Genomic DNA, 17,245 nt, shown 5'->3' on the forward strand with positions numbered 1-17,245 from the left:
GCGAGATCGCACGGTCGAGCGCACGGCCCCAGAGCACCTGCGGAGCTGTCGTCACCTCCTGGAACCACGGCGGGTCGGGCGAGAGAAGAATGTGGGCACCGGTGCGGAAGAGACGGCTTCGGGGCGGCAAGGGCAGTCGAGGCGAGCGGAACCCCGTGCCGGGGCAGCGGGCGCGGGTGCGTAGTCGGCTCGTCGTGTCCATCACCGTGGTCGCCGCCACGGTCGTCGCGGCCGGGGCGCCTGTCATCGTCACGGCGAACGACGACGTCCACGAGGCACAGCGCCGCGTGGACCGCGCCGAGGCCGCCGTCGCCGCCGTCGCCCTGGCCCACTCGCTGGCCGACGAGCGCGACGCCATGACGGAGTACGTCGCGACGGGGCGATCCGCGGCCCTGGGCGCGGGCGCCTCGAAAGCGGTGCGCGCCCGGGTCGATCGGCAGATAGGGGAACTGCGCGGCAGTGCCAGCGACGCCTCCGTGACCTTCGCCAACGCCACCAAGCGCCTCGGTGACCTGCCGAGGATCCGTCAGCGGGCGCTGTCGGGGCCCGGTTCGGCGGCCGAGACCTTCGAGGCGTACACCGGGACCGTGCGGGCCCTGCACCGGGCCGCGGGCGTGGCCGATCCCGGTGTCCTCGGTCCGCTCGGCCGGGTCGTGGAGCAGGCGTCCGGCAGCCGGGCCCTGCTGCTCGGGGCCCTGGCCTCCGGCGGGCGTCAGCCGGACCTCACCGCCGCCGCGCAGCGCACCCGGCTCGGTGAGGAGGTGGCGCTCGCCGACCTCACCCAGACGGCGCCCAGGCGCGTCCGCGAGCGCCACGCGCGCGCCGTGTCCGGCGCCGAGGTCGCCGCGGCCGAGCGCTATCTGGACCGGCTCACCGACGCCCCCCGGCTCTCCGCCGACGACCTGGCGCTCGACCGGGAACGGGTCGCCACGGCGCTCACCGCCCGGATCGACCGGATGCGTGGCGTCGAGACCGCGTTGACCGCCGACGGTCTGACGCGTACCGAGGGCGCGCGCGACGACGAGGTCACCGCGCTGGAACTGCGGGCCGCCCTGCTCCTGGCGTGCCTGCTGCTCGCGGTCGTCGTCGGGCTGTACGCGATCCGTTCGGTGACGCGTCCGCTCGCGGCGCTCGGCGCGGGCGCCCGACGGCTGGCCGAGGACCCGGCCGGGGTCGCGCCGGTGACGCTCGGACGCCGGGACGCGGCGCGCGGGGACGAGTTCGCCTCGGTCGTGGTCTCGCTGAACGCGCTCCACGAGGGGCTCGGTAGCCAGCGTGCCCGGGTGGCCAAACTCGCCGCCGAACGCGGACACCTCATCGAGGAGCGCCAGCACCTCGCCGCGCAGATCGCCGAGGTCCGGCAGGAGTGCGAGGAGCTGCGGCGGCTCAAGGACGAGGTCGAGAGCCGGCTGAGCGGTCTGCGCGACCGGGTGCACAGCAGCTTCGTGAACCTCGCGCTGCGGACCCTGGGTCTGGTGGAGCGGCAGTTGGCCGTCATCGAGACGATGGAGGAGAGCGAGCAGGACCCGGAGCGGCTCGACACCCTCTTCACGATCGACCACCTGGCCACCGGGATGCGCCGCTACAGCGAGAACCTTCTGGTCATCGCGGGTTCCGAGCGTCAGTCCAACCATCCGGGCCCGGTGTCCCTGCTCGATGTGCTGCGTGCCGCCATCAGCGAGGTGGAGCGGTACCAGCGCGTCCGTATCCAGGCGCTGCCGCCGCAGGCGCAGGTCGCGGGGTTCGCGGCGGACAGCGTCAGTCACCTGGTCGCCGAACTGCTGGAGAACGCCACCGTGTTCTCCCCGCCCAGTACCGAGGTGCTGGTCTCCGGCTGGCTCATGGAGAGCGGCGAGGTGATGCTCTCGGTGCAGGACGAGGGCATCGGCATGACGGCGGATCGCTTCGAGGAGCTGAACACCCGGCTCGCCGACCCCGTGCCGGACTACTGTCAGGGCCCGCAGCCGGCGGACCCGTTGGGGCTGGGGCTCTACGTGGTCACCAGGCTCGCCGCCCGGCACGGCGTCCGGGTCCAGTTGCGCGAGCAGAAGCAGGGCGGGGTCACGGCGGTCGTCGTGCTGCCCCGGCAGATCCTGCCGGAGCCGGTGCCCGCCGCCGGTGGTGTGCGTCCGGTGGTGCTGCGTACGGACGCGCCTGGCCCGGCGAGCGGCGGCCAGGCCCAACTCGGCGCGGTGGCACCCGCCGCGCTGCCCCCGGAGAGCCGGACAGCGCAGGCTCGGCCAGCGCTCACGGACCACCCCGACGCGTACGACCCGGCCGCCTCGCGGACGGCGCACGAGCCCGTGGCGCACGAGCCCGTCGCCGCCGAGTCCGGCGCGGAGCCGATGCCACACGCCGCCCCCGCGCGCCGGCCCCCGACCCCCGGTGCACCCGGGGCCCACGTCCCCGCGCCCCGCGACGCCACCGCTCGCCCCGCGACGCCCCGCGACGCCGCGCCCCACGACGCGGTGCCCCGCGACCCCGCGAGCCCGGGCCCCGAGCCGTACGGCCTCGTGCCGCCGGGCCCCGCTGCCGAGTCGGGTGGGCGTGGCGCGCACCGCCGCGACGCGCGCGGGCGGGCCGAGAGCGCGTCACGGGGGGCGGACGGAGCGCGTGGCCAGGGTGAGGCGTACGACCAGGACGGCGCGGGTGTGCCGAGGGGGGCGACCTTCACGGGGCCCGGGACGGCCACGCGTGTGTCCGGTGTCGCGTCGGCGCCGGACGCCGGTGACCGCGCCGACGGACCGCCGGGGGTCGGTCACCCGACCGGGCGCCGACGCGGCCAGGGCCCGCGTCCGGCCCAGCCCGCGCGCGCGTCGCAGCCCGCCCAGTCCCCTTCGCGGCCCGCTCAGCCCGGTGGGCGCGAGCACCCGGAGCACTACCGGCCGGGGGAGGCCCGCCCCATGCCGTGGACGGGCGAGCCGTGGGGGCCCGGCCCCGAAGAGGCTCCGGCGCGTACGGAGGAGCCGGAGGCGCCCGGGCCGGGCGCGGCGGCGCTGCCGCCCGCCAGCGCGCGGGACGGCGGGCAGCCCGACGAGCCGTGGGACGCTCCGCCGCGCCGGGCCCGTGGGCGCGGCACGGCCGGCGAACCGTCGGGACCTTCGGCACCGGGTGCGCGCCCGTCGCCCCCGGCGCCGCGCGGGGCGGAGGCCGACCCCACCAAGCCGGATGCGGTAGCCGACCGTGCAGGCGGGCCGGAGCGCGACCCGATGGTGGTCGCGGCCGAGCGCGCCATCGAGCGTTCGACGCTCCGCGAGGCGGCCTCCCCGTCGCCGGCGGGTCCGGAGTCCGTGGACCCGTGGCCAGCGCCGGCCCCGTACGCGGCGGACGCACGCCCGGCGGACCCCGCCACGGCCGACCTGTTCGACGCGACGAGCCTCGCCACGGCGAGCGCACCCGACGGAGCCGGACCCGGCCTCGACGGTGCCCCCGCCGAAGGGTTCCGCGCCACCTGGGCCCAGCCCGACCAGGCCGGCACCGAAGGGTTTCGGGCCGCCCCGACCCGTCTGGACGAGTCCGACGCCGACGCGCTCCCGCACGACGGGCCGCGTACCGACAAGGGGTTGCCCAAGCGGACGCCTCGGGTGGTCGCTCCGCGCAGGCCCGTGCCGGGCGAGCGCGGCAAGGTCGACGCCGAGGCCCTGCGGCAGCGCCTCGGCGGCTTCCAACGGGGCGCGCGGGACGGCCGTCGGGACGCCGAGACGGAGATCGCGGAGCGGATCGCCGCCCAGCGGGGCACCGCCCCAGCGGACCAGCCGGATGACCGGTCACCGCGGTCGAGTCAGCCGGAGCCGCCGCGCCCCGGCTCCCTGTTCGGCCAGCCCTCGGGCGAGAGAGGACTACGCCAGCCGTTCGCGGACCAGGCCGCGCCGTGGGCGGGGCCAACCGAGCCGGCACCGGGGCAACCGCCGCACGCGCGGCGCGCACCGGGCGGCTCGCCGTACGACCAGTCCGTGCGGGACGATTCGGCCTCGCCCGTGCGGAAGCAGCCGTCGTACCACCAGCCACCGCACGCCGAACCCACCCCGGATCAGGGGCCCTCCGCCGAGTTCGCGCACGGACAGCCGTCGCCCGCGCCGCCTCACGCGGCGCCCAGCGGCGTGCCGGCGCGGAGCCAGCTCGCGCGGGACCCGGCGTCGCACCAGGAGCGGACGTACGACCCACCCGAGCCCTCCCGGCCCGCCACCCACCAGCCGGTGGCGCGGCAATCGGGGCCGGGGGAGCCGACGCGGGGGCGGGCGCGGGAGGAGGCGCCCGGGGCGGGCGGCGCGGAGTGGCCGGCGGAGGGCCAGGTGTCGTCCGGGGCGGCGGGGGAGGAGCGGTCCGATCCGCTCGCGCACGACGAGGATCGACGGCAGCGGTCGTCGTACGACCAGGAGCGGTACGACCAGCCGCCGCACGGTCGACCGGCCGCGGAACGACAGCCGGGACAAGGGCACACGCAACACCAAGCGGGGGCGCTGGGCGAGGGTGAAACCGTCGAGGAGGCACGCAGTTGACCGCAATGTTCCGGGGGGCGCCCCCCGAGACGGCGACCGAGGCTCCGGCCGGGCCGCAGGCGTACGGGCTGAGCAACGAGGCCCGCAACCTGCACTGGCTGCTGACCAATCTGGTGGAGGAAGTGCCCGGGGTCATGTCGGTGGCCGTGGTCTCCTCCGACGGCCTGTTGTTGCTCTCCTCCGATCCGGAGGAGACCGCGGCGGCCGCCCGACCGGCCAAACCGGCGCACGGGCAGGACGGCCCGAAGGGGTCGAGCGCCGACCTGGCCACCATCGTCTCCGGGCTCGGCAGCCTCACGTTGGGCGCCGCGCAGCTCATGGACGGGGGGAGCGTCAAGCAGACGATGGTCGCGATGGAGCGGGGCAGCCTGTTCGTGATGTCGATCAGCGACGGTTCGCTGCTGGGCGTGCACGCGACGCCCGACTGCGACATGACCGTGGTGGCCTACCACATGGCGCTGTTCGTCGGCCGGGCCGGGCACGTGCTCACTCCGGAGCTGCGCAGCGAGCTGCGCAAGTCGGTGGAGTCGGCACGATGAGCACCACCTCGCACCTGCCCCGGCGGCGGCCCTCGCGGGTGCGTCCGTACAGCCTGACGGGCGGGCGGACGCAGTGCGGGCACGTGCTGCTGGTCGAGACGTTCGTGGCCGCGCTGGAGGCGCCCGAGGAGCGGCGGGAGCTGACCTCCGGCGGCCTGAACAGCCGGGTGCTGCCGGAGATCAAGGCCATCGTCGAGCTGTGTCGGCGGATGCGTTCGGTGGCCGAGGTGGCCGCGCTGCTCAAGATGCCGCTGGGCGTCGTGCGCGTGCTGCTCAGTGACCTCGCCGACCAGGGAAAGATTCGCGTCTACGGCGCCGGGCGGGAGCCTGGGCAGCCGGACCGCGCGCTGCTGGAAAGGGTGCTCGTTGGACTCCGCAGGCTCTGAAACCGCGACGGCGATACCGGCCGTCGACGATCCGCCGCCCGATCGGGTCCCGGCCGGCGGACCCGCCGCGCCGCCGCCCGGGACCCCCGACGCCCCCGTGGCCCCCGCCGGCCCCGGCGGTTCGGTCGGCCCCCAGGCGCTGGCCGGCCCCGGCGGTGACGGTACGCAGGAGAGCATCGACGGCGGCATCGACCTGCTGGGGCACACCGGGGTGCCGGGGCTGGACGCCGGCGGTGTCGAGGACGGCGTGGCCGGGCTGTTCGCGGCCGAGGAGGGGTTGCAGAGCTGGCAGTTCGACCACTCCGCGGCACCGACGGCGACGAAGATCGTGGTGGCCGGCGGGTTCGGCGTGGGCAAGACGACGTTCGTCGGGTCGGTCTCGGAGATCACACCGCTGCGCACCGAGGCGCTGATGACGCAGGCCAGCGTGGACGTGGACGACATCGAGGCCACCCCGCACAAGGCCACCACCACCGTGGCCATGGACTTCGGCCGCCTCACCCTCGCCTCCGACCTGGTCCTGTACCTGTTCGGCACGCCGGGCCAACAGCGGTTCTGGTTCATGTGGGACGACCTGGTGCGGGGTGCGATCGGCGCGATCGTGCTGGTGGACACGCGGCGCCTGGAGGACTCCTGGCCCGCGCTGGACTACTTCGAGAGCGGTGGGCTGCCGTACGTGGTGGCCGTGAACCACTTCGAGGGGACCGAGGCGTACGCCGCCGAGGACGTACGCGACGCGCTGTCGGTGCCGCCCCACGTACCCGTCGTGATCATGGACGCGCGGCAGCGGGAAACGGTGGTGGACGCGTTGCTCTCGCTGGTGGCCTACGCGCTGGACCTCACGCCGGAATGAGGCGGTGCCCCCGCGACCGGCGGCCGTCGCACGACCCCGGCGGCCCCGTCGGGCCCGTGGCCGCGCGGTGTGTCCGGTCTCCTCGGCCCCCTGGTGTGCGACCCCTTTGATGTTGTACGTGTCGTCGACTCGACGGCCCGCGCCCATCCGTCCGCCGGCAGACGTCGTGGGCGGGCGGCGGGCGGGAGGTCGTCGGGTCGCGCTGTGTGAGAGAGAGCGCTGTCATGCGGAAGATCCTCATCGTCGGGGCCGGCCAGTCCGGTCTCCAGCTCGCCCTCGGCCTGCAGTTCCACGGCTACGAGGTCACCGTGATGTCCAACCGCACGGCCGAGGAGGTGCGCACCGGGCGGGTGATGTCCACCCAGTGCATGTTCCACACGGCCCTCCAGCACGAGCGGGACGTGCGGGTGAACTTCTGGGAGGACCAGGCGCCGCGGATCGAGGGGCTCGGCGTGTCGGTGGCCGGGCCGCCCGACGAGGCCACCGGCTCCTCCACCCGGCTGATCGACTGGGTCGGCAGGCTCGACGGGTTCGCCCAGTCCGTGGACCAGCGGGTGAAGATGGCCGGCTGGATGGAGGCGTTCGTGGAGCGCGGTGGCCAGCTCGTGGTGCACGGCGCGGCCGTCTCCGACCTGGACTACTTCGCCCGGGCCTACGACCTGGTGCTGGTCGCCGCCGGCAAGGGTGAGCTGGTCTCGATGTTCGGGCGGGACGCGAGCCGTTCGCCGTACGAGACCCCGCAGCGGGCGCTGTCGGTGGCGTACGTGCACGGCATGGGGCCGCGGCCCGAGCACCCCGAGTTCGACGCGGTGCGCTGCAACGTGGTGCCGGGGGTGGGCGAGCTGTTCGTCATGCCGACGCTGACGCTGTCGGGCCGCGCCGACATCCTCTTCTGGGAGGGAATACCGGGTGGTCCGCTCGACGTCTTCCAGGGCGTCAAGGACCCGAACGAGCACCTGGCCCTGACGTTGGAGCTGTTGAAGACGTTCACGCCGTGGGAGTACGCGCGCTCCACCGAGGTCGAGCTGACGGATGCCGGCGGCACGCTCGCCGGCCGGTACGCGCCGACCGTGCGGCACCCGGTGGGGCACCTGCCGTCGGGCGGTGTCGTGCTCGGCGTCGCGGACGTGGTCGTGGCCAACGACCCGATCACCGGGCAGGGTTCGAACTCCGCGAGCAAGTGCGCCGCCTCCTACCTCGCCTCCATCCTGGAACGCGGGGACGAGCCGTTCGACGCCGCCTGGATGCGGGAGACGTTCGACCGGTACTGGCAGACGGCCCAGTACGTCACGAAGTGGACCAACGCGATGCTGGCCCCGCCGCCGGCGCACGTACTGAACCTGTTCGGCGCGGCGGGCGGGCTCCAGCCGGTGGCCGACCGCTTCGCGAACGGCTTCGACGACCCGGCGGACTTCGAGCACTTCTTCTACGACCCGAAGCTGGCGGACGCCTATCTCGCGCAGGTCAGTGGGGCCGAGCCCGGGGTGCCGGCCTAGCGTCGGCGGGCCCGGCCGCAGGGCGCCCGGCCGGGCCGCCGTAGGCGCCGTACGTGCCGGTCGCACCGGTGGACTCCAGCTGTTGGAGCGCGGCGACCTGGCCGGGGTCGAGCGTGGCCAGCAGGTGTTCGACGGCGGCGAGGCGCCCGCGCACCACGTCGCGTTGGCGCTTGCGCCGGTCGGCGAGTGACTGCTGTCGGTCCAGTGCCTGCCGGGCGCGGGTGGCGTAGAAGTCCGCGGCGATCTCGGCGCTGGCCAGCCGGGCCGCGACGGTGGCGGTGCGCCCGGCCGCCCGGCCCAGCTCGTGTTCCTCGTCCAGCGCGCGCTCCGGGTTGTCGCTGAGCAGCAGGCGGACGGTCGGGGAGAAGCCGAGGCTGAGCCGGTACTGCTGGCGGACCAGTCGGCCGGCGCGCTCGCGGGCGGCGGCGAGTCCGCCACGGGCCTCCGTGAGCCGGGCCACCAGCCGCTGGGTGGTGCGGCGTTGGCGCGTGAGCTGCTTCTCGATGGCGCGGTAGCGGGTGCTGGCCTCGTCGGCCGCGCGGTAGTGCGACCGGAGCTCGGTCAGCAGGGAGCTCAGGGGCGTGGCCCCCGGCACGTCGGGCAGGGCCGGCGCGCGTGGCAGCGCGATGGGTGGACGGGGCGCGCCCGGCGGCTGGACGGCTCGCTCGGGGCCTCGGTGGGGCGCGGGTGGCGGGGCCGGTGCGCCGGTGGCGGCTGGTGCGGGCAGCGCGAGCCCGGCGCTCGCGGCCAGCGCGAGGGCGTACGCGCCCCGTACGCGACGCTTCGGCACGGCTCACCTCCACGGGACCGACGGCGCCCGGCTTGGTGGGCCCGGTGCGTCGGATCGTGGCATGGCCGGTCGTATGATCCGGAGATTTATGCGGGGGTGGGGCGCGTGGTCACCCGCTCGGTGGATGCGTGCGGGTGGCGGGGCGGGTGCGGGCAGGGGACCGCGCCGGCGACGGTGGGTGCCGTCGCCGGCGCGGCTGGTGGGCGGTGAGGCGGTCGGCGTGCCCTCGCCCACCGGCGCCGGGGTGCCCGCGACGTTGCCGTCGGGCCCCGGGGCGCCGCATCTCGGGGGGTGCTAGCGCCGCCCGTAGTAGGTGTCGAAGTTCTTCGAGAACTCGCGCTTGTTGAAGTTGTCCCAGTTGATCGACCAGGTCATCAGGCCGCGCAGGGCGGGCCAGCTGCCGTGGGTCTGGTAGCTGCCGCAGTCGGTCTTCTTGGTCAGGCAGTTCAGGGTCTTGGTGACTTCGCCGGGCGCGGTGTGCCCGTTGCCCGCGTGGGTGCTGGCCGGCATGCCGATGGCGACCTGCGAGGGCTTGAGGGCGGGGAAGACGTTGTTCTTGTTGCCCGCCACGGGGAAGCCGGTGAGCAGCATGTCCGTCATGGCGATGTGGAAGTCGGCGCCGCCCATCGAGTGGTACTGGTTGTCGAGCCCCATGATCGGGCCCGAGTTGTAGTCCTGGACGTGCAGCACCGTCAGGTCGTCCCGCAGCGCGTGGATGACCGGCAGGTACGCGCCGGCGCGCGGGTCCTGGCCGCCCCAGGGGCCGGAGCCGTAGAACTGGTAGCCGAGCTGGACGAAGAAGGTCTCCGGCGCCATGGTGAGCGTGAAGCCCGCCCCGTACTTGGCCTTCAGGGACTTGACGGCCGAGATCAGGTTCACGATGGCGGGGGTCTTCGGGTTCTTGAAGTCCGTGTCGCCGTTGTTCAGCGACAGCGAGTGGCCCTCGAAGTCGATGTCCAGGCCGTCGAGCCCGTAGCGGTCGATGATGGCGCCGACCGAGGAGACGAACTTGTCGCGGGCGGCCGTGCTCTCCAGACGGACCTGGCCGTTCTGGCCGCCGATGGAGATGAGCACCTTCTTGCCGGCGGCCTGCTTGGCCTTGATGGCGGCCTTGAACTCCTCGTCGGTCTCCACGTTGGGGCACTCGCTCTTGGGACACAGGCTGAACCTGATGTCGCCGGAGGTCGTGGAGGTCGGCTCGCCGAAGGCCAGGTCGATGATGTCCCAGCTGGCGGGGACGTCCGACATCCGGGTGTAGCCGGAGCCGTTGGCGAAGCTGGCGTGCAGGTAGCCGACCAGGGCGTGCTCGGGGAGGGCGGCCGGGGAGCTCGCGGGGGCCGCCGCCGGGGCGGACGGGGCGGGGGCGGCGGTCGCCGGGGACGGCAGCGTGAACGCCGTGGCGGCGATCGCGCTCGCCGCGGCGAGCAGCACGCCGAGTGATCTCGCGCGGCGCGGACGGGGACGGGGGTGCGAGCGCATGGGGGCTCCTTGGGGGCTTCGACGGCGGTACGGGTGGGGGCGTACGAGTCGAGGCGGGGAGAGGCGCTTCCGTGGGGTGGGGGACAGCCGGGAGGCGCGGAAGCGGCTCTCTCCGCGCAAGCAGCAAACAAGGACTAGACCACAAGTGTCAATGGTCCGGACCAAAACTGAAGTGTGGGGGTGAGGCCGCCGACCCGCTGGTCCACGAGGTGTGGCCACGGCCGTCGCCCGGCCCGCGCACGAGGCGGAACGACCGCCGCCGACCAGCGTCTTCGCGCCCGCCGAAGCCGGGCCGAGCTCCGCCAGCGGGCCGAGCTCCGCCGCCGGTCCGGGCCTCGCCGCTAAGCCGAGCGTGGTCGCCGGGCCGAGCGGTGTCGCCGGGTCTCCGGGCCTCCGGGCCTCCGGGCCCACCCGGGGGCGGGCCGGCCGCGCCGGGGTGTCCCCGTCGCCGAGCCGCCTGCGGGGCCGGAGCCTCCGGCGTCGGGTCGGAGTCCGAGAGCGGGCGTCAGCGGGCGGGCTTGGTCCAGGGCCACTTGAGCCCGTCGCGCGGCCTGCCCTCCGGCGCGTACGCGTACTGCCAGCCGCGCGGTACGCCGAGACGTCGGGACAGGGCGACGGGGGTGCGGACGTAGACGTGGATCGTCGGTGGGGTGCCGTCGTCGTTGGGGACGGGCACCTCGTACGTCCTGGGCGGCTGTCCGGTCGCTCCGGTCAGCACCGGAAGGACCCGACCGTCCAGCGGACCGCCGACGAAGGGTGTCTCTACGCTTCTCACGCCTCCAGTGTCACACCGAAGCCGCCGGGCCGAACCCCTGGTGGCGCCGTGGTCACGGGACGGGGCCGGGCGGCCGGTGGTGGTCACGGCGCGGGTCAGAGCAGGTGCGTGGCGTCGTTGACCAGCGGGAGGGTGCGGCGGGTCAGGTCGGCGACCGCGCCGCTCGGGGCCTCCAGGGCCAGGGTCGCCCGCGCGACGCGCGCGGTCTCCTCGTCGCGCGCGGCGGTCGCCGTCAGCAGGGCGACGAAGTGGTCCACCAGCCAGGTGCGCAGCTCGTCCCGGGAGGGCCGCTTGCCCTCGTCGAGCCAGATCAGCGACGCGGCCTCGACCGCCGTGATCCACACCCGCACCATCATCCGCAGCCGAGGGCCGGGGTCGGGCGTGCCGAGGTGGAGCAGGATCTGCTCGGCCGCGGCGCGGCGCACGCCGTCCACGATGGCGTTGGTGCGCGAGGTCTCGGCGACGCTGCCGCCCTGGAGCAGTGCGGAGAACCCCGCGTCGTGCTCGTCCACGAAGGTCAGGTAGCGGTCCAGGGCCCGGCTCAGCCGCTGGGTGGGCGGCCCGGTCTGCGGCTCGGTGAAGCAGTGCAGCAACTGGTCGGCGGCGCTGCCGATGGCCGCTTCGTACAACTGCTGCTTGCCGCCGGGGAAGTACCGGTAGACCAGGGGGCGGGAGGCGCCGGCCGCCGCCGCGACGTCGTCCAACGAGACGTCCTCCGGCGGTCGGTGGGCGAACAGCCCGAGTGCCGCGGCGAGCAACTCGGCGCGGCGCTCCTCGACACTGAGCCTGCGGTAGGCGCCGCGCGTCGCGGGCCGGGGCTTGGCCGATGCCACGGGCGCGGTTCCGCTGCTGGTCATGAAGGGCTGCCTCTCATACGAGCAGCCTATCCGCCGGGCACGGCGGTCGACCGGGATCCGCCCACGCGCGGGGGCGGGCGGTCCGGGGGCGGGAGCCGACGGGGTACGTCGTGAAGGGCGCTCGCGCCGGCTACGCCCTGCGGGACGCGCGCGATGGGGGCGCGCGAAGCCGGGCGGTGGTGCGCCACGCGGCCGGCGAGCCGGGCGTACGCCGATGTCCGCGCGGCCTGCCGCGGGGGGCGGCGTGGGGGGTTCGCCGCCAGGGCCGCCGTCGCGCCGGGTCCGTCGCGCGTCGGGGTCGGCCCGCGTGGCGCCGTGGCGGGGGTGTCAGGCCAGCAGGCCGCTGCTCTTCCAGAGCCTGCGGCCCGCGCCGCGCAGGACCCCGATGTCGTCCAGGAAGTCGGTGAGCCGCTTGGCGCCGGACTGCATCACCTCGCGCCGGTGACCGCTGGCCCGGACCTGGGCCACGGCCTCCCGGCGGTCGAGCCCGACGTCGGAGTAGACCTTCGGGTTGACGAAGGCGACGGAGAAGAGCCGCGCGAACTCGCCGGAGACCAGCCGCGTGTACTCGGCCTCCCAGCGCGGCGCGGTCACCATCTGGCGGCGCAGTTCCTCGCGCGCGTAGCGGACGTGGCGGGCCTCCTCGACGACGTGGATGCGGGTCACGCCGCGGACCAGCGGCTGGACGCGCTCGTCCGGGAAGGTCAGGCGCTGCATCCAGTCGAGTATCTCCTCGCCGAGGAGGGTGGCCGTGAAGGAACCCGGCGTCGTGGAGATGGTCTTGAAGAGGCGGCCGAGGTTGTGGTGCAGGCGCGTGACGGGGTAGGCGGGGACGTCCGACTTCTGGATGAGCCGCGCGAACATCATCGAGTGCCGGCACTCGTCGGCGATCTCCGTCAGCGCGTACCGGACGTGGGCGCTGGTGGTCGGCCGGTCGTAGATGTGCCGGATCAGGAGCTGCATCAGGATGATCTCGAACCAGATGCCGAGCGAGGCCAGCGCCGCCGACTCGTGGCGGGAGAGCAGGAGGCGCTGCTCCTGGGACATCCGGTGCCACATCGGGGTGTCGTAGAGGGAGACCAGCTCCGGCGGCCAGAACCACTTGCCGTCCTCGAAGGGTGCGTCCCAGTCCAACTCCCGGTCCGGGTCGAAGGAGTGCTTGGCGGAGGAGTCCAGGAGGCGTTCGGCAACCTGTTCCCGGTCCCTGAGCTGCCCGAGGGCGTCCCGGAGCATCTCGATTTCGGTCGACGTCGCAGTCATGGCTGAGGACACCTCGCTGATGGGTTACCCGCGGTCAGGCTCTTATGAGACTGCGTGTCAGTAAGCCAGTCAATCCCCGGGACGCAAGTTGTCGACCCTCCGGTCACGAACGGTCGCCCCGCCGCCGGCGACCCCGCGTCCGCCCCCGCACGCCACGGGCGTACCGTCACGTCAGCGAAGCCCGGCGGCGTACCGCCCGCGCCAACTCGCCCGCGACCGGGCCGGCCAGCCGCCGCGCCCGGTCCGCCCACCCCCCCGACCGCCCAGCCCCACCGCCCGCGTGAGCCCCGTCCGCCCCGGCGGCCCGCCGTCCGCGCGGGCCCGGCCCGCCACCCGAACCGGAGACACGTCCATGACCAGCGAACCCCTCGTGCGGCCCGACTGGAGCGAGCGGATCGACCCGCCGATGACCGGGGGCGAGCGCGAGACGCTCCGCGCCTACCTCGACTTCCACCGCGCCACGCTCGCCACGAAGTGCGCGGGCCTGACCGACGACGAGCTGCGCGAACGCTCCATGCCGCCGTCCACGCTCTCGCTGCTCGGCCTGGTGCGACACCTGGCCGAGGTGGAACGCACCTGGTTCCGCCGGGTGATCGCCGGCGAGGACGTACCGCTGGTCTGGTCGGCGACCGGCGACTACCAGCGGGCGTACGACGCGCGTACGGCCTCCGCGCCGGAGGCGTTCGCCGCCTGGCGCGCGGAGGTCGAACACGCGCGGCGCATCGAGCGGGCGGCCCCGTCCCTGGAGGTGACCGGCCACCAGCCCCGCTGGGGCACGGACGTCTCGCTGCGCCTGGTCATGCTCCATCTGATCCACGAGTACGCCCGACACAACGGGCACGCCGACTTCCTGCGCGAGGGCATCGACGGCACCGTCGGCGCCTGACCCGGGCCCCCGCCGCGTCCGCCACGTCGGCACAGGTGGCCCGGCGGCCGGGCGCGGTGGCGTTCACACGCTCTTGACCAGCCCGTCGTCGATGCGGACGTCGGCGCCGGCGACGCTGGCCCCGAGCCCGGACAGCAGGAAGGCGACCAGTGAGCCGATGTGGGCCGGTTCCGCGATGTGCCCGGTCGTGAGCTGGAAACGCTTGGGCAGGTACGCCACCACCTCCTCCTGCGGTACGCCGAACGCGGCGGCCAGGATGGCGCCGGGACCCTCGGGTTCGGTCCAGCGCTCGATGTTGATCGGGCCCGGCGAGACGGTCAGCGCGCGCACGCCCTGCGGCCCGAACTCCTCGTCCAGCGCCTTGGTCAGGGCGTTCAGCGCCGCCTTGGCCGCCCCGTAGTCCACCGTGGGCGGCGCCGGGGCCCGGGCCGCCGTCGAGGAGATGTTGACGATGACGCCCCGGCGTTTGAGCAGGTGCGGCAGGGCGGCCCGGCTGACGCGGATGGCGCTGTAGAAGTTGAGGTCCAGCGTCCGCTGCCACTCGGCGTCGTCCAGGGCGAGGAACCCGCCGGTGTTGTAGGTCTCCTTGCCACCCACGTTGTTGACCACGAAGTCGAGCCCGTCGAGCGTGTCGACGGCCTCGGTGACCAGGTCACGCGGCCCGTCCGGCGTGGTGACGTCGCAGACCAGGGGCACGGCGCCGGAGTCCTTGAGGGCGGGGGTGATCGTGCGCGCGCAGCCGACCACGCGCACGCCCTCGGCCAGCAGGGCCCGGGTGATGGCCAGTCCGGTGCCACGGCTGGCGCCGGTGACGAGGGCCTTCTTGTCCGTGAGGTTGAGATCCATGAATTCTGGTGCACTTCCTATGAAGTAGCCCGCGAAGGAGCCTCGCGGGGTGAACGGTGGCGAAGCGTGCGGAAGCTACCCAGGGCGGACGGCCGACAAAGCCCGCGGCCCCACCCGCGCGCAGCGGACGCCCGCGCCGAGCGACGGCGCGCGCCCACGCGCGCCCCGCCCCACCGCCCGCGCGCCGAACGCGCGGCTCGCGTAACCGGCGTGCGCGCGGCCCCCGCGCGACGCTACGTTCGTCGGGTGAAGGATCGACCCGACCTCGACGAACGCGCCGTACGCCAGGCCCTGGACGCCTGGGGACGGGACGGCGCCCGCCTGACGTACGCGCCCGTCGGCTTCGGTGACTATCACTGGATCGCCGAGAGCGCCGACGGCCACCGCGCCTTCGTCACCGTCGCCGACCTCGCGCACAAGGAGCAGTGGGGCGCCGACCCCGACGCCGCGTACGCCGGGCTGCGCGCGGCGCTGGAGACCGCGCTCGCCCTGCGCGCCCGGCCTGACCACGACTTCGTCGTCGCCCCGCTGACCACCCGCGAGGGCCGGGCCCTTCGACGGCTGGACGCGCGCCACGCGCTCAGCGTCTTCCCGTACGAGGACGGCGTCGCGGGCGAGTTCGGGCAGGTTCCGTCGCGGGCCGAGCGCGACGAGGTGCTCGACGTGCTCGCCGCCCTGCACCGGGGCACGGTCCCCGCCACCACCCCCCGACTCGCGCTGGAGCTGCCCACGCGCGCCTCGTTGGAGCGCGCGCTGGCCGCGACGGGGGACCCATGGCACGGCGGGCCCTTCGCCGAGCCGGCCCGGGAGCTGGTCCGCGCGGCCGAGAGCGCGCTGCGCGGGCGGCTGGCCGCCTTCGACGACCTGGTCGCCGAGGTGGCCGGGCGCGGCGCGCGGCGCGTGGTCACCCACGGCGAGCCGCACCCGGGCAACGTGCTGCGGCGCGCCGGTGGCCGGCCGCTGCTCGTGGACTGGGACACGGTGGGCCTGGCCGTGCCCGAGCGCGATCTGTGGCTGGTCTCCACCGACCCGGCCGACCTGGCCCGGTACGCGGAGGCCAGTGGGCACGCGCCCGACCCCGGGGCGCTGGCGCTGTACGCGCTGCGCTGGGAGCTGGGGGACGTGGCGGAGTTCCTGGACCGCTTCCGCTCACCGCACGAGCACACCGAGGACGCCGCACTGGCCTGGACGGCACTGCGCGGCACCATCGGGAGCCTGGTCGCGGACTGAGAGACGGGCGCGCGGCGCGGCCACGCCCCGCGTGCTCCCCTAGCCACCCCCTACGACGGTCGCGCCCCGTCGCCCGGACGGCCGGCGTGCCGCGCCGCCCCGCCGTGGCCCTCTCCCGCGTGCCCCCTACGCGCCACCGCCCGCTCCAGCCCCGCCGATTGCCGCCCCGGCGCGCTCGGGAAGGGCTGCAACAGGCCACGGGCACAGCGGCAGGCCGCCGGTCGAGCACGTCGGCCGGCGCGGGAAGGGGCGGCATGCGGGTCAGGAAGACGGGCTGGTTCGACCGGGGAGAGGCGGGGTTGCCGCCGTCGATGGCGGCCCTGGCGCCCAGGGGGCCGTACGCCGACGGCTGGTTCGCGCTGGCCGGCAGCGCGGAGCTGCGGCGCGGTCGGGTGCTCACCCGGCGTCTGATGGGCGAGGACGTGGTGCTGTACCGGTCGGCCAGCGGGCGGGTGCACGCCAGCGAGGCCCACTGCCCGCACATGGGCGCCCACCTCGGGTACGGCGCCACCGTGTGCGGTGAGGACATCGTCTGCCCCTTCCACCGCTTCCGCTTCGCCCCGGACGGCACGTGCGTGGAGACCGGGTACGGCACGCCGCCGCCCAGGGCCCAACTGGCCACCCTGGCCTGCCGCGAGGTGGAGGGTCTGGTCTTCGTGTGGAAGCACGCGCGGGGCGAGCCGCCGCGATGGGAGCTCGACACCCGCTCGGGCGCGGGGTTCTCCACGCCGTACCACACGGTGCGGGCGCTGGTGGAGTATCCCCAGGACGTCATCGAGAACATCGTGGACTACGGGCACTTCCTGCCCACCCACGGCATTCGGGCCGAGATCGTGGAAGAGCCCTGGTTCGACGGCATCCGGATGGGCACGACGTACCGCTTCCACACGGCCAATGACACCAGGGACGCGGCCCGGGTGTCCTCCATCGCGCCCCGCGTCAAGGTCGTCGTGCAGGGCATCGGCGTCGGGTACACCGAGATCGAGGTGGAGCAGTTCGGTCTCTCCATGCGGACCCGGTTCGCCGTCACGCCGGTCGACCCCGCCCACGCGGACCTGCGCCTGGCCACCAGCGCCCGACTCGGCGCGTTCGGCGCGCTGGGCGCCACCGGCCCGCTGGCCGGCCTCGTCGCCCGGGGCCTGACCGGCCTGTTCTGGTACGACACGCGCAAGGACTTCCCCATCTGGGAGCACCGCCGCTACGCCCAGCAGCCCCGACTGGCCAAGGGGGACGGACCGGTCATGAGGTTCCGGCGCTGGGCGCGGCAGTTCTACAGCGACGCCCAGGGCGTCGAGAACCGACCGGCGGACACCACGGAGCCGGCGACGGACGAACCCGCCGCGTGACGC

Annotated in this window: 13 protein-coding genes and 1 pseudogene; 8 read left to right on the plus strand and 6 right to left on the minus strand. The window is 74.8% G+C overall.

What is annotated here, in order from left to right:
- Nucleotides 1-194: 194 nt before the first annotated feature.
- The 5 genes from ACFVFR_RS18625 to ACFVFR_RS18645 all read left to right on the plus strand — a co-directional run bounded on the left by ACFVFR_RS18625 (nucleotide 195) and on the right by ACFVFR_RS18645 (nucleotide 7,773).
- Nucleotides 195-4,499 carry a nitrate- and nitrite sensing domain-containing protein gene (locus tag ACFVFR_RS18625; RefSeq protein WP_383702829.1) on the plus strand — a complete coding sequence of 1,435 codons (4,305 nt, stop codon included), beginning with the start codon at nucleotides 195-197 and terminating at the stop codon, nucleotides 4,497-4,499.
- Nucleotides 4,500-4,504: 5 nt separating this feature from the next.
- Nucleotides 4,505-5,038, plus strand: a complete 534-nt coding sequence (locus ACFVFR_RS18630; protein WP_383702909.1) for a roadblock/LC7 domain-containing protein — start codon at nucleotides 4,505-4,507, stop codon at nucleotides 5,036-5,038.
- Nucleotides 5,035-5,424, plus strand: a complete 390-nt coding sequence (locus tag ACFVFR_RS18635) for a DUF742 domain-containing protein (RefSeq protein WP_383702831.1) — start codon at nucleotides 5,035-5,037, stop codon at nucleotides 5,422-5,424. Before ACFVFR_RS18630 ends, ACFVFR_RS18635 begins: the two co-directional genes overlap by 4 nt.
- Before the next feature lie 220 nt (nucleotides 5,425-5,644).
- On the plus strand, nucleotides 5,645-6,277 hold the full coding sequence (locus ACFVFR_RS18640) for an ATP/GTP-binding protein (protein ID WP_383702911.1): 633 nt from the start codon (nucleotides 5,645-5,647) through the stop codon (nucleotides 6,275-6,277).
- A 224-nt stretch (nucleotides 6,278-6,501) separates the two neighbouring features.
- Nucleotides 6,502-7,773 (plus strand): styrene monooxygenase/indole monooxygenase family protein, encoded by a 1,272-nt coding sequence (locus ACFVFR_RS18645; protein ID WP_383702833.1) that lies wholly within the window; start codon nucleotides 6,502-6,504, stop codon nucleotides 7,771-7,773.
- Here the strand turns inward: ACFVFR_RS18645 and ACFVFR_RS18650 are convergent.
- The 5 genes and pseudogenes from ACFVFR_RS18650 to ACFVFR_RS18670 form a co-directional block, all read right to left on the minus strand.
- Nucleotides 7,742-8,563 carry a coiled-coil domain-containing protein gene (locus tag ACFVFR_RS18650; RefSeq protein ID WP_383702835.1) on the minus strand — a complete coding sequence of 274 codons (822 nt, stop codon included), beginning with the start codon at nucleotides 8,561-8,563 and terminating at the stop codon, nucleotides 7,742-7,744. The genes ACFVFR_RS18645 and ACFVFR_RS18650 overlap by 32 nt on opposite strands.
- A 294-nt stretch (nucleotides 8,564-8,857) precedes the next feature.
- Nucleotides 8,858-9,877: pseudogene (locus ACFVFR_RS18655) on the minus strand (chitinase); the annotation flags it as partial.
- A gap of 670 nt (nucleotides 9,878-10,547) precedes the next feature.
- Nucleotides 10,548-10,817, minus strand: coding sequence for a hypothetical protein (locus ACFVFR_RS18660; protein ID WP_383702836.1), 270 nt, complete (start codon nucleotides 10,815-10,817; stop codon nucleotides 10,548-10,550).
- A 95-nt stretch (nucleotides 10,818-10,912) separates the two neighbouring features.
- Nucleotides 10,913-11,674, minus strand: a complete 762-nt coding sequence (locus ACFVFR_RS18665; protein ID WP_383702838.1) for a TetR/AcrR family transcriptional regulator — start codon at nucleotides 11,672-11,674, stop codon at nucleotides 10,913-10,915.
- Nucleotides 11,675-12,001: 327 nt separating this feature from the next.
- On the minus strand, nucleotides 12,002-12,934 hold the full coding sequence (locus tag ACFVFR_RS18670) for a diiron oxygenase (protein WP_383702840.1): 933 nt from the start codon (nucleotides 12,932-12,934) through the stop codon (nucleotides 12,002-12,004).
- A gap of 352 nt (nucleotides 12,935-13,286) precedes the next feature.
- On the opposite strand from ACFVFR_RS18670, the gene ACFVFR_RS18675 reads away from it, so the two are divergent.
- Entirely contained in the window at nucleotides 13,287-13,820 is a 534-nt protein-coding gene (locus ACFVFR_RS18675; RefSeq protein ID WP_383702842.1) for a DinB family protein, read from the plus strand.
- 63 nt (nucleotides 13,821-13,883) lie between these two features.
- Here ACFVFR_RS18675 and ACFVFR_RS18680 read toward each other — a convergent pair whose 3' ends face one another.
- Complete coding sequence (locus ACFVFR_RS18680; protein ID WP_383702845.1) at nucleotides 13,884-14,666, minus strand: SDR family NAD(P)-dependent oxidoreductase; 783 nt, start codon at nucleotides 14,664-14,666, stop codon at nucleotides 13,884-13,886.
- A gap of 246 nt (nucleotides 14,667-14,912) precedes the next feature.
- On the opposite strand from ACFVFR_RS18680, the gene ACFVFR_RS18685 reads away from it, so the two are divergent.
- Nucleotides 14,913-15,896 carry a phosphotransferase family protein gene (locus ACFVFR_RS18685; RefSeq protein WP_383702847.1) on the plus strand — a complete coding sequence of 328 codons (984 nt, stop codon included), beginning with the start codon at nucleotides 14,913-14,915 and terminating at the stop codon, nucleotides 15,894-15,896.
- A gap of 254 nt (nucleotides 15,897-16,150) precedes the next feature.
- Nucleotides 16,151-17,242 (plus strand): Rieske 2Fe-2S domain-containing protein, encoded by a 1,092-nt coding sequence (locus tag ACFVFR_RS18690; RefSeq protein ID WP_383702849.1) that lies wholly within the window; start codon nucleotides 16,151-16,153, stop codon nucleotides 17,240-17,242.
- The last annotated feature ends 3 nt before the right edge of the window (nucleotides 17,243-17,245 follow it).

Origin of the sequence: Streptomyces sp. NPDC057702, from assembly GCF_042799315.1 — a bacterium.
In the GTDB taxonomy this organism is placed as follows: Bacteria; Actinomycetota; Actinomycetes; order Streptomycetales; family Streptomycetaceae; genus Streptomyces.

Coding starts and splice junctions, on each gene's coding strand:
- ACFVFR_RS18670 (WP_383702840.1), bottom strand. CDS start 12,934: ATGACTGCGACGTCGACCGAAATCGAGATGCTCCGGGACGCCCTCGGG.
- ACFVFR_RS18635 (WP_383702831.1), top strand. CDS start 5,035: ATGAGCACCACCTCGCACCTGCCCCGGCGGCGGCCCTCGCGGGTGCGT.
- ACFVFR_RS18690 (WP_383702849.1), top strand. CDS start 16,151: ATGCGGGTCAGGAAGACGGGCTGGTTCGACCGGGGAGAGGCGGGGTTG.
- ACFVFR_RS18665 (WP_383702838.1), bottom strand. CDS start 11,674: ATGACCAGCAGCGGAACCGCGCCCGTGGCATCGGCCAAGCCCCGGCCC.
- ACFVFR_RS18675 (WP_383702842.1), top strand. CDS start 13,287: ATGACCAGCGAACCCCTCGTGCGGCCCGACTGGAGCGAGCGGATCGAC.
- ACFVFR_RS18630 (WP_383702909.1), top strand. CDS start 4,505: ATGTTCCGGGGGGCGCCCCCCGAGACGGCGACCGAGGCTCCGGCCGGG.
- ACFVFR_RS18680 (WP_383702845.1), bottom strand. CDS start 14,666: ATGGATCTCAACCTCACGGACAAGAAGGCCCTCGTCACCGGCGCCAGC.
- ACFVFR_RS18645 (WP_383702833.1), top strand. CDS start 6,502: ATGCGGAAGATCCTCATCGTCGGGGCCGGCCAGTCCGGTCTCCAGCTC.